The sequence below is a fragment of the Streptomyces sp. CO7 genome (genome assembly GCF_053474865.1).
In genome coordinates this window covers 178,339-189,445 of record NZ_JBRIOU010000008.1, presented here as the reverse complement: position 1 = coordinate 189,445, position 11,107 = coordinate 178,339, and the positions used below count along the sequence as shown (strand labels likewise).

Sequence of the window (11,107 nt, the reverse complement as noted above, 5' to 3'; positions counted from 1 at the left end):
CCCTTGGTCTGCCGCGTCGCCTCGCCCCGGGCGCGCGCCTGCTCCCGGGCGGCCCGCAGCGCCACCCGGGCGAGGTCCACCCCGGACGGCTGCCCCGCGCCCGCGGTGCCGCCACCGGCGGCCGCACCGCCCGCGGCCGCGCCGCCCGCGCCGGGGCCCACGGTCCCGCCGGATCCTCCCGTGCCCGCACCCGTCGTCACGCCCGCTCCACCGTCCCCTCGGCGACCCGGAACCGCGCCCCGGTCAACGCGGACGGCACGTCCTCGTCCACCGCCGCCGTCACCATCACCTGCTCCGCCGGAGCCACCAGCTCCGCCAGCCGGTCCCGTCGCCGCGCGTCCAGTTCGGCGAAGACGTCGTCCAGGATCAGCACCGGCTCGTTGCCCTCCGCCCGCAGCAGCTCGTACGAGGCCAGCCGCAGCGCCAGCGCGTACGACCAGGACTCCCCGTGCGACGCGTACCCCTTCGCCGGCAGCCGGCCCAGCCGCAGCACCAGGTCGTCGCGGTGCGGCCCGGCCAGCGTCACCCCGCGCTCGATCTCCTGCTTGCGGACGCCCTCCAGCGCCGCCAGCAGCTGCGGGTACAGCTCCTCGCGGGTGTGCCCCTCTCCCGGGGCGGACGCCTTGTACTCCAGGGCGACCGGGCCACCGCCCGGCGCCAGCTGCTCGTACGCCTTGTCGGCCAGCGGCTGCAGCACGGCGATCAGGTCCAGCCGCTGTGCCAGCAGCTCGGCGCCGACCTGCGCCAGGTGCTGGTCCCAGATGTCCAGCGTCGACATGTCCATGTTGCGCCCGCCGTGGCGGCGGGCCAGCGCCGCCGACTTCAGCAGGGTGTTGCGCTGCTTGAGCACCCGCTCGTAGTCGGACCGGACGCCCGCCATCCGCGGGGAGCGCGCGGTGACGAGCTCGTCCAGGAACCGCCGCCGCTCCCCGGGGTCGCCCTTGACCAGCGCGAGGTCCTCGGGCGCGAACAGCACCGTGCGCAGGATCCCCAGCACGTCACGGGGTCTGACCTGCGAGGACCGGTTGATCCTGGCCCGGTTGGCACGGCCCGGGTTGAGCTCCAGCTCGACCAGTTGCTGCCGCTCGCCCTGCCGCACCTGGGCCCGCACGATCGCCCGCTCGGCGCCCATCCGCACCAGCGGGGCGTCCGAGGAGACCCGGTGGCTGCCCAGCGTCGCCAGGTAGCCGACGGCCTCGACCAGGTTCGTCTTGCCCTGCCCGTTGGGACCCACGAACGCCGTGACGCCCGGGCCGAGAGCGACCTCGGCCCGGGCGTACGAGCGGAAGTCGGCCAGCGAGAGATGCGTGACATGCATGGACGGGCGCCGACCTCCCCGGCGTGGAACTGCTAGGCGGTGCCGGGGCCCTGCCCTGCTGCGGGCGGGGCCCCGTCGTGCTGCGGGCTACTTCTGCGTGACCGCGTGGCCGCCGAACTGGTTGCGCAGGGCGGCGATCATCTTCATCTGCGGGGAGTCCTCCTGACGGGAGGCGAAGCGGGCGAAGAGGGACGCGGTGATGGCGGGCAGCGGGACGGCGTTGTCGATGGCCGCCTCGACCGTCCAGCGGCCCTCGCCGGAGTCCTGGGCGAAGCCGCGCAGCTTGTCCAGGTGCTCGTCCTCGTCGAGGGCGTTGACGGCCAGGTCCAGCAGCCAGGAGCGGATGACGGTGCCCTCGCGCCAGGAGCGGAAGATCTCGCGGACGTCGGTGACGGAGTCGACGGCCTCCAGCAGCTCCCAGCCCTCGGCGTAGGCCTGCATCATGGCGTACTCGATGCCGTTGTGGACCATCTTCGCGAAGTGGCCCGCGCCGACCTTGCCGGCGTGCACGGCGCCGAAGTCGCCCTCGGGCTTCAGCGCGTCCAGGACCGGCTGCACCTTGGCCACGTCCTCCACCTCGCCGCCGTACATCAGCGCGTAGCCGTTCGCCAGGCCGTGCACGCCGCCGGAGACGCCGCAGTCCACGAAGCCGATGCCCTTCTCGGCCAGCTCCGCGGCGTGCTTCTCGTCGTCCGTCCAGCGCGAGTTCCCGCCGTCGACCACCACGTCACCGGGCTCCAGGAGCTCGCTCAGCTCGTCGACGGTGGACTGCGTCGCGGCGCCGGCCGGGACCATCACCCACACCACGCGCGGCGCCTGCAGGCTGTCCACAAGTTCACGCAGGCTGTGGACGTCCGAGACGTCCGGGTTGCGGTCGTATCCCACGACGGTGTGGCCTGCGCGGCGGATCCGCTCGCGCATGTTGCCGCCCATCTTGCCGAGGCCGATGAGACCGAGCTCCATCAGTAGTTCCCTTTGGTTGCGAGGTGGGGTGTGGGCGCGTTCCGGCACCCACGTCCGAGCGTAAACCCGGCTCCGCACCGCCACCCGATGGGCGGCCCCTTGACCTAGTGCTTCGACCGGTGGCAGGCGACGCCGCGTGCGGCGCCGCCCGTCCGGGGCGGATCCGCGAGGCGCGGAACCGTCCGGAAAACGGCTCCGCGGTGCGCGGGGCACACCCCTGGCACCGCGGAGGGACAGCAGGTCAGCCGCTGAGGCGGACCGGCATGATCAGGTACTTGTAGGCCTCGTCGGCCTCGGCGTCCACGGCGGCCTTGCCGCTGAGCAGCGCCGGCTTGGTGGACGTGGTGAAGGACAGCTGCGCGACCGGGGAGTCGATGGCGCTCAGGCCGTCCAGCAGGAAGGTCGGGTTGAAGGCGATCGAGATGTCGTCGCCCTCCAGGTGGGCGTCGACCTTCTCCACAGCCTGTGCGTCGTCACTGGAGCCGGCCTCCAGGATCAGCACGCCCTGCTCGAAGGTGAGCCGGACCGGGGTGTTCCGCTCGGCGACCAGGGCCACGCGCTTGACGGCCTCGACGAACGGGGCCGTCTCAATGGTGGCCACGCTGTTGAACTCGGTCGGGAAGAGCGTGCGGTACTTGGGGAGGTCGCCCTCCAGCAGCCGCGTCGTGGTGCGTCGGCCGGCGCCCTCGAAACCGATCAGGCCCTCACCCTTGCCGGAGCCGGAGAGCGCCAGGATGACGCTGTCACCGCTGGTCAGCGCCTTGGCGGTGTCCAGCAGCGTCTTGGCGGGCACCAGCGCGACCGCGGAGGCGTCCGGGTTCTCCGGCTTCCACAGGAACTCGCGGACCGCGAAGCGGTAGCGGTCGGTGGAGGCCAGGGTGACGGTGTCGCCCTCGATCTCGATGCGCACACCGGTGAGCACCGGGAGGGTGTCGTCGCGGCCCGCGGCGATGGCGACCTGGGCGGCGGCCGCGGCGAAGACCTCGCCGGGGACCGTGCCGGTGGCGTTCGGCATCTGGGGGAGGGCGGGGTACTCCTCCACAGGCAGGGTGTGGAGGGTGAACCGGGACGAGCCGCAGACCACCGTCGCCCGCACGCCGTCGGTGGAGATCTCCACCGGGCGGTTGGGGAGGGCGCGGCAGATGTCGGCGAGGAGACGGCCGGAGACCAGCACCGTGCCCTCCTCCTCGACCTCGGCCTCCACCGAGACCCGGGCCGAGACCTCGTAGTCGAAGCTGGAGAGACTCAGCTGCCCGTCCTCGGCCTTCAGCAGCAGGCCCGCGAGGACCGGGGCCGGCGGACGGGCGGGCAGGCTGCGCGCAGCCCAGGCCACCGCCTCCGCGAGTACGTCGCGTTCCACCCGGATCTTCACCGTTGCCGCCTCCTGCTGTTGCCGGCGTCCCTCGCCCTGCTGGCCTTCGTCGGTGGTGTAGCCGGCTCCCCGGGAGGGGAGAACCACCGGGGACCAGTCTGACGCATCCCGCTGACAGCTGTTGCCGCTCGGGTCAAGTCGCACCGAGGCCCGTCAGGGCCGCCCGAGCCGAGTTGTGCACAGGACCCACTTCGAAACGAATTCCCGGCTCTCTCAAGTTGGGAGTAGTAGTAGGGGCTGTGGATACCGTGGATAACCCCGTTTTCCCAGGTCAGCCCCGGTTTTTTATCCACCGACCCTGTGGGTGGGACCGGTGGACAACCCGGTGGTTCTGTGGACGGCGGAAAGTTCTGCACAGCCCATGCACAGGGAGGGGCCACTTCTCCCCAGCTGCGTCCCCAGCTTTTCCCAGGTTTCCCACACCCCACTCCCGCGGCGTGATGTGACGCGCTTCACTCCGAGCAGTGATCCGACCCCGGACGTTGCCGAACAGTGGACAGTGATGTGGAGAACCGCCGGTTCGCTGGGGACAACAGGCCGCAACCTGTGGGTTGCCGGTGGACAACTCCATCGGCCTCCTGTGGACCTCGAGGCTGTCCACAGGCTGTGGAAACTCTTCGTCCACGAATCCACATGGCGCTGACCTGTTCTGATGAGCGGTCACCGGGGTTACCTGTGGACACATTCTGGACAACGCGGCGCTCCCCAGGCTGTGGACGCCAGAAAGTCCCCGAATCTGTGGAGGAAGACCGTAACCCCGGCTCCGCTCGAACGAAGTGGGCGGGTGTTCCCGTCCCGACAGCTCCCGACAGTGGGCCCTGAGGCGGCCGGCGGGACGTCACGGGCGACGAAAAGCGCCCCGGAGAGGAACTCCGGGGCGCTCTGGACGCGTTCGGGCGGGGCGGTGGCGAGGCAGGGCTGTCCGAACGCGGAAGGCCGCTGCCCTCCGCGACGGTGGCTCGGGCCGCCTCAGCCGTTCTTGATGCGGTTGGTGAGCTCGGTGACCTGGTTGTAGATGGAGCGCCGCTCGGCCATCAGAGCGCGAATCTTCCGGTCGGCGTGCATCACCGTCGTGTGGTCGCGTCCGCCGAACTGCGCGCCGATCTTCGGCAGCGACAGGTCCGTGAGCTCACGGCACAGGTACATGGCGATCTGCCGCGCCGTCACCAGCGCCCGGCCCCGGGAGGTGCCGCACAGGTCCTCGACGGTCAGCCCGAAGTAGTCGGCGGTGGCCGCCATGATGGCCGAGGCGGTGATCTCCGGCGCCGAGTCCTCGCCGCCGGGGATCAGGTCCTTGAGGACGATCTCGGTGAGCCCCAGGTCCACCGGCTGCCGGTTGAGCGAGGCGAACGCCGTCACCCGGATCAGCGCGCCCTCCAGTTCACGGATGTTCCGCGAGATCCGCGAGGCGATGAACTCCAGGACCTCCGGCGGGGCGTTCAGCTGCTCCTGCACCGCCTTCTTGCGGAGGATCGCGATCCGGGTCTCCAGCTCGGGAGGCTGGACGTCGGTGATCAGACCCCACTCGAACCGGTTGCGCAGCCGGTCCTCCAGCGTCACCAGCTGCTTGGGCGGCCGGTCGCTGGAGAGCACGATCTGCTTGTTCGCGTTGTGCAGGGTGTTGAAGGTGTGGAAGAACTCCTCCTGCGTCGACTCCTTGTCCGCGAGGAACTGGATGTCGTCGACCAGCAGGATGTCCATCTCCCGGTAGCGCTTGCGGAAGCTGTCGCCCTTGCCGTCACGGATCGAGTTGATGAACTCGTTGGTGAACTCCTCCGAGCTCACGTACCGCACCCGGGTGCCCGGGTAGAGGCTACGCGCGTAATGCCCGATGGCGTGCAGGAGATGGGTCTTGCCGAGCCCGGACTCCCCGTAGATGAACAGGGGGTTGTACGCCTTGGCGGGCGCCTCGGCGACGGCCACCGCGGCGGCGTGCGCGAAGCGGTTCGAGGCGCCGATGACGAACGTCTCGAAGAGGTACTTGGGGTTCAGGCGTGCCGCGGGCTCGCCCACGCCCGGGGTCCCCGCACCGCCGCCCATGCCGGAGCCGCCCGGAGAAGAAGGGGAGGACGCCGAGGAGGGTGAGGAGACGGAGGAGGGCGCCGGCGCGTAGCCGTCGTACCCGCCCCGGTCGAAGCCGTGGCGCTCGTAGCCGCCGTCGCCGCGCTGCGGACGCTCGTAGTCGCCGCGGTCCTGGCGGTCCTGGCGGGCGTCCCGGTCGGTGTGGTCGCCGCGGTCACCGCGGTCACCGCGCTCGCCACGGGAGTCGGGGGAACGCTCGTACCCAGGGCGGCCGTAGTCGGGGCGCTCGAAGTCCTTGCGCTCGGGGCGCTCGTAGTCGCTCCGGTCGTACTCGGGGCGCTCCGGGCGCTCGGCGGGAGACCGGTCGTAGTCGCGGCGGTCGTGGTCCCGGCGGTCGTGGTCGCGTCGCTCGAACTCGGAGCGGGAGTAGTCCTGGCGGTCGTAGTCGCCGGACCGGCCGTACGGAGCGCGGTGCCGTCCGTACTCCTGGGCCCCGTAGTCCTGACCGCCGTACTCCTGGGAGGAGGACGGCGTGGCGTACGGGTCGCGCTCCGGGAAACCGAGCGGCTGCTGCTGCCAGCCGAAGTCCTGCTGTCCCGGACGGGGCCACGCCCCGGGCTCGGGGCGCTGGTGCTCCGGGTAGGCAGGGCGCGCGGTGGGCAGCTGCTCCTGCCGGGACTCCGGCGCGGACTCGCGCCCCGGGACGGCCGCGGGGCCCTCGAGCTCCTCCTGACCGCCGCCCGACGGCGACGCGGAGGGAGCCGGCGGCTCACCCATGGAGGTGTCGACGGTGATGGCGATCCGGATGGGGCGGCCGCACTCACGGGTCAGCGTGTCGCTGACCACCGGGGCGAGCCGGCCCTCCAGCACCGTCTTGGCGAATTCGTTGGGGACCGCGAGGAGCGCCGTGTCGGCGACCAGGGCCAGCGGCTGGCAGCTGCGCAGCCACCTCTCGTCCTTGGCCTCCACTCCCTGCCCACGACCCTCGCCGAGGAGCCCGTCCAGCACCCGGGGCCACACTGCGGCAAGATCGGCGGGTACGTCAGCCACAGTGCACGCTCTCTCACAGGTCCCACGTCGGTGTGGTGCGGGACGATCGGTCGGCCGTCCGGCGGACGGCAGGTAACGAATCAGTCGGGCCGGGGGGAACCGAACGAAACGGGAGTCCACCCACGGTAGTCAGGGCAACGGCTGTGCATCAAGTCGTTGTCCCCAGCCTGTGGACAGTGTGCCGCCGTGCCACGCCGGGCCGGAAATCGAGGGGGAAGGCGCCTTCCGCCCCGTCCCCCCGAAGGTCTGCCGTACCCCTGGTGAGCTGCGATCCCGAGGTAGGCTGCCGGGGTCACACGACCGTCGGGTTTGACCGGATGGCGCAGCCGCGCGTACCGTGACCAGGTCGAGTTGTCGATGGCTGCTGCCGCCTGCCTCCGATGGGCAAAGATCACGCACCAGTGATCGAGAAGCGGTGCACTCGGGCGTAAGCGAGCTACTCGTGGGCGCACGGTGACAGCCAGACGACACCCGCCACCCACCGATTCATTTCTGGAGCCCCCGAGTGAGCAAGCGCACCTTCCAGCCGAACAACCGTCGTCGCGCGAAGACCCACGGCTTCCGGCTGCGTATGCGGACCCGTGCCGGCCGCGCGATCCTGGCGACCCGCCGCAGCAAGGGTCGCGCCCGTCTGTCCGCCTGATTCCGGTCAGGTCATGACGTCGTGCTGCCCACCGACAACCGGCTGAGGCGGCGCGAGGACTTCGCGACCGCTGTACGACGAGGGCGCCGGGCAGGCCGCCCGTCCCTCGTCGTCCACTTTCGTAGCGGTGCCACGGACCCGCACGCGCAGGGGGAGAGCGCTCCCCCGCCGCGTGCGGGTTTCGTCGTGAGCAAAGCCGTGGGCGGAGCAGTGGTGCGCAACAAGGTGAAGCGTCGACTTCGTCACTTGATGCGCGAGCGGGTCGCTCAGCTGCCCGCCGGTAGCCTGGTAGTCGTACGAGCGCTGCCCCCCGCGGGCGGCGCGGCCAACGAAGAACTGGCCCGAGACCTGGACGCCGCCCTCCAGCGGCTGCTGGGAGGGGGCGCGCGATGAAGTACCCGCTACTGGCTCTGATCAAGCTCTACCAGTGGACGATCAGTCCGCTGCTCGGGCCGGTGTGCAAGTACTACCCGTCGTGCTCCCACTACGGCTACCAGGCCATCGACCGGCACGGTGCGATCAAGGGATCGGCGCTCACCGCGTGGCGCATCCTGCGCTGCAACCCGTGGTCGCTCGGCGGCGTGGACCATGTGCCCGAGCGGAAACGTCCGCGCTGGCACGAGATGCTGCGAGCCTTCTGGCACGCACGCAAGGGCGGGACCTCCGCCGATTCCGCCACCGTGGAGCGGGGTGAGACGGGCAGCCAGCCCGGTTCCTCCCCGAGCCCGGCCGCAGAGACCCCGTCCCATGCCCAAGGAGCATGATTAGTGGACACGATTGCCGGCTTCTTCAGCTTTATCACCACACCCGTTTCCTGGATCATCGTCCAGTTCCACTCCGTCTACGGCGCTCTCTTCGGCGAGTCCAGCGGGTGGGCCTGGGGTCTGTCGATCGTGTCCCTGGTGGTGCTGATCCGCATCTGCCTGATCCCGCTCTTCGTGAAGCAGATCAAGGCGACCCGGGCCATGCAGACGCTGCAGCCCGAGATGAAGAAGATCCAGGAGCGCTACAAGAACGACAAGCAGCGCCAGTCCGAAGAGATGATGAAGCTGTACAAGGAGTCGGGCACCAACCCGCTCTCCTCGTGCCTTCCCATCCTGGCGCAGTCGCCCTTCTTCTTCGCGCTGTACCACGTCCTGAACTCCATCGCCCAGGGCAAGCCCATCGGCGCGATGAACGGTGATCTGGTCGAGAGTGCCCGGACCGCGCACATCTTCGGCGCTCCTCTCGCGGCCAAGTTCACCAGCTCCGAAGCGGTGCTCGACACCCTCCAGGCCAGCGTCACCGACGTCCGCGTCGTGACCGTGGTCATGATCGTCCTGATGTCGCTGTCGCAGTTCTTCACCCAGCGCCAGCTGATGACGAAGAACGTCGACACCTCGGTGAAGACGCCGTTCATGCAGCAGCAGAAGATGCTGATGTACGTCTTCCCGGTGATCTTCGCGGTCTTCGGCATCAACTTCCCGGTCGGTGTCCTCGTCTACTGGCTGACCACCAACGTGTGGACCATGGGCCAGCAGATGTACGTGATCCACAACAACCCGACCCCGGGTTCCAAGGCGCAGGCCTCCTACCTCGAGCGGCTCGCCAAGAAGATCGAGCACAGCGGGTCGATCCGTGGCCGTGGCCGTCGCGCCATCGTCAAGGCCATCGTCGCCAAGGGCCGTGACCGCAACCCCGCCGAGCGGAAGTTCATCAACGGGCTCAACAAGATGGGCTTCGCCGCCCAGCCCGACGGCACCGTGGTGAAGAGCGAGAAGCTCGCCGCCGACCAGGCCGTCGACGGTCCCGGGGCCACCCCCGCCGGCGCCGCCAAGCGCCAGCAGCCGAAGCGCCAGACCAAGGCCCAGCGCCAGGCCGCCGTCAAGGCGGCCGCCGACGCGGCCGAGGAGGAGGCGGAGGCCGCCGAGGGCGGCCACCCGAGCTCCGAGCCCCAGGACACCAAGCCGCAGGGCGCCAAGCCCCAGGGCGGTGCCACCAGGGCCGGCGGCGCCGGCAACGGCCGCAGCCGGGCCCAGTCGGGCCGTAAGGGTCCCCAGCAGCGCTCCAAGTCCTCGTCCAAGAAGTAAGCAAGAAGGAGCCCATCCCGTGACGGAAGGCACCATCCCCTCCGCCGCCGACGGCGCGGACGCCTTGACCCGCCTGGAGCAGGAGGGCGAGATCGCGGCCGATTACCTGGAAGGCCTGCTGGACATCGCCGACCTCGACGGCGACATCGACATGGACGTCGAGGCCGACCGGGCGGCCGTGTCGATCATCAGCGACTCGAGCGGCCGCGACTTGCAGAAGCTGGTCGGCCGTGACGGTGAGGTGCTGGAGGCTCTCCAGGAGCTCACCCGCCTGGCCGTGCACCGGGAGACCGGTGACCGCAGCCGCCTGATGCTGGACATCGCCGGCTTCCGGGCCCGCAAGCGCGAGGAGCTCTCCGAGATCGGCGCCAAGGCCGCGGCCGAGGCGCGCAGCAGCGGTGAGCCGGTGCGGCTGCGCCCGATGTCTCCGTTCGAGCGCAAGGTCGTGCACGACGCGGTCAAGGCCGCTGGTCTGCGGAGTGAGTCCGAGGGCGAGGAGCCGCAGCGCTTCGTCGTCGTACTGCCTGCCTGATTCGGCGCGCGTACGTTCCACGGCCCCGTCTGTTGAGCAGACGGGGCCGTGACTTTGTCAGCCTGGTAGTTCTGGTGGTCAGCGCCCAGTGCGCTTTTTGCGGTACGGAAGGACGGTCCTCGTGACGGAGGCAGCAGAGCTTCCCCCTGCGCCCGAGCAGGCGCGTGCAGTGTTCGGCGATCGCTTCGACGACGCGGTGCGGTACGCCGAGCTGCTTGCGGACGCCGGTGTGCAGCGCGGGCTCATCGGCCCACGTGAGGTGCCCCGGCTCTGGGAACGGCACCTGCTGAACTGCGCGGTGCTCTCCGAGGCCGTGCCCGAGGGCGTGACCGTCTGCGACGTCGGCTCCGGCGCCGGCCTCCCCGGCATCCCGCTGGCCCTGGTCCGCGGTGATCTGAAGATCACGCTGCTCGAGCCGCTGCTGCGGCGCACCAACTTCCTCACCGAGGTGGTGGAGCTGCTCGGGCTGGACCACGTGACGGTGGTCCGCGGCCGCGCCGAAGAGGTCCTCGGCAAGCTGCCTCCGGTCCACGTGGTCACCGCGCGCGCCGTGGCGCCGCTGGACCGTCTGGCGACCTGGGGCATCCCGCTGCTGCGGCCCTACGGCGAGATGCTCGCGCTGAAGGGGGACACCGCCGAGGAGGAGCTGAAGGCCGCCTCCGCCGCGCTCAGCAAGCTGGGGGCCGTGGAGACCGGGGTCCTCCAGGTCGGCGACGGCGTGGTGGACCCGCTGTCGACCGTGGTGCAGGTGAAGGTCGGCGAGAGCCCGGGAGGTGTCCGGTTCGCCGCCAAGCGCGCCAAGGCCGCCCGCCCGGCCCGAGCCTCCCGCCGCCGCCGCTGACACACGCCGTGGGCGGGAGCGTCTGCCCCGCCCACGGCGACGGCGCCGCACGGCCGGGTCGGCCGGGTCGGCCGGGTCGGCCGGGTCGGCCGCACGGCCGGGTCGGCCGGGTCGGCCGGTCCGCAGCGCGGCACGGTTGCTGGGTCTGCCGGTCCACGGCGCCGCACGGCCTTACTGATCATTTCAGAATGAGGTTCGGAGTCGTCTCAAGCAGATGATGCTGCAGGCGAGTTGGAGCAGTCCGAGGTGAAGGTCGGCTCGTATCTCGTAGCGGATCCGGAGGCGCTTGAACTGGTG

At 70.6% G+C, this 11,107-nt stretch carries 10 protein-coding genes and 2 pseudogenes; 6 read left to right on the top strand and 6 right to left on the bottom strand.

What is annotated here, in order from left to right:
- The 5 genes and pseudogenes from ACOV8S_RS25760 to dnaA all read right to left on the bottom strand — a co-directional run.
- Positions 1-200: pseudogene (locus ACOV8S_RS25760) on the bottom strand (DUF721 domain-containing protein); the annotation flags it as partial.
- Complete coding sequence (gene recF, locus ACOV8S_RS25755; protein WP_448320625.1) at positions 197-1,318, bottom strand: DNA replication/repair protein RecF; 1,122 nt, start codon at positions 1,316-1,318, stop codon at positions 197-199. The pseudogene ACOV8S_RS25760 and the gene recF, both read right to left, overlap by 4 nt.
- Before the next feature lie 87 nt (positions 1,319-1,405).
- Positions 1,406-2,359, bottom strand: coding sequence for a phosphogluconate dehydrogenase (NAD(+)-dependent, decarboxylating) (gnd, locus tag ACOV8S_RS25750; RefSeq protein ID WP_448320623.1), 954 nt, complete (start codon positions 2,357-2,359; stop codon positions 1,406-1,408).
- Positions 2,360-2,522: 163 nt separating this feature from the next.
- Complete coding sequence (gene dnaN, locus ACOV8S_RS25745) at positions 2,523-3,653, bottom strand: DNA polymerase III subunit beta (protein WP_448320874.1); 1,131 nt, start codon at positions 3,651-3,653, stop codon at positions 2,523-2,525.
- A 969-nt stretch (positions 3,654-4,622) separates the two neighbouring features.
- The gene (gene dnaA / locus ACOV8S_RS25740; protein WP_448320621.1) at positions 4,623-6,725 is read right to left on the bottom strand and encodes a chromosomal replication initiator protein DnaA; all 2,103 of its coding nucleotides are present in this window, start codon (positions 6,723-6,725) and stop codon (positions 4,623-4,625) included.
- Between the two features lie 505 nt (positions 6,726-7,230).
- Between dnaA and rpmH the strand changes: the two genes are divergently transcribed.
- The 6 genes from rpmH (at position 7,231) to rsmG (ending at position 10,810) form a co-directional block, all read left to right on the top strand.
- Entirely contained in the window at positions 7,231-7,368 is a 138-nt protein-coding gene (gene rpmH, locus ACOV8S_RS25735; RefSeq protein WP_003975051.1) for a 50S ribosomal protein L34, read from the top strand.
- A gap of 21 nt (positions 7,369-7,389) precedes the next feature.
- Positions 7,390-7,761: a ribonuclease P protein component gene (gene rnpA, locus ACOV8S_RS25730; RefSeq protein WP_448320619.1), complete on the top strand. Its 372-nt coding sequence runs from the start codon at positions 7,390-7,392 to the stop codon at positions 7,759-7,761.
- Positions 7,758-8,132 carry a membrane protein insertion efficiency factor YidD gene (yidD, locus tag ACOV8S_RS25725; protein WP_448320618.1) on the top strand — a complete coding sequence of 125 codons (375 nt, stop codon included), beginning with the start codon at positions 7,758-7,760 and terminating at the stop codon, positions 8,130-8,132. The genes rnpA and yidD overlap by 4 nt, the downstream gene beginning before the upstream one ends.
- A gap of 3 nt (positions 8,133-8,135) precedes the next feature.
- Complete coding sequence (yidC, locus tag ACOV8S_RS25720) at positions 8,136-9,437, top strand: membrane protein insertase YidC (RefSeq protein ID WP_448320617.1); 1,302 nt, start codon at positions 8,136-8,138, stop codon at positions 9,435-9,437.
- Between the two features lie 19 nt (positions 9,438-9,456).
- Positions 9,457-9,969 (top strand): Jag family protein, encoded by a 513-nt coding sequence (locus ACOV8S_RS25715; protein ID WP_351113736.1) that lies wholly within the window; start codon positions 9,457-9,459, stop codon positions 9,967-9,969.
- Positions 9,970-10,090: 121 nt separating this feature from the next.
- Entirely contained in the window at positions 10,091-10,810 is a 720-nt protein-coding gene (gene rsmG / locus ACOV8S_RS25710; RefSeq protein WP_448320616.1) for a 16S rRNA (guanine(527)-N(7))-methyltransferase RsmG, read from the top strand.
- Positions 10,811-10,993: 183 nt separating this feature from the next.
- Here rsmG and ACOV8S_RS25705 read toward each other — a convergent pair.
- Positions 10,994-11,107 (bottom strand): annotated as a pseudogene (locus ACOV8S_RS25705) (IS5/IS1182 family transposase); the annotation flags it as partial.

Bases quoted from the DNA above. Each gene is read 5' to 3' on its own strand.
- recF (WP_448320625.1), bottom strand. From the start codon at position 1,318: ATGCATGTCACGCATCTCTCGCTGGCCGACTTCCGCTCGTACGCCCGG.
- yidD (WP_448320618.1), top strand. From the start codon at position 7,758: ATGAAGTACCCGCTACTGGCTCTGATCAAGCTCTACCAGTGGACGATC.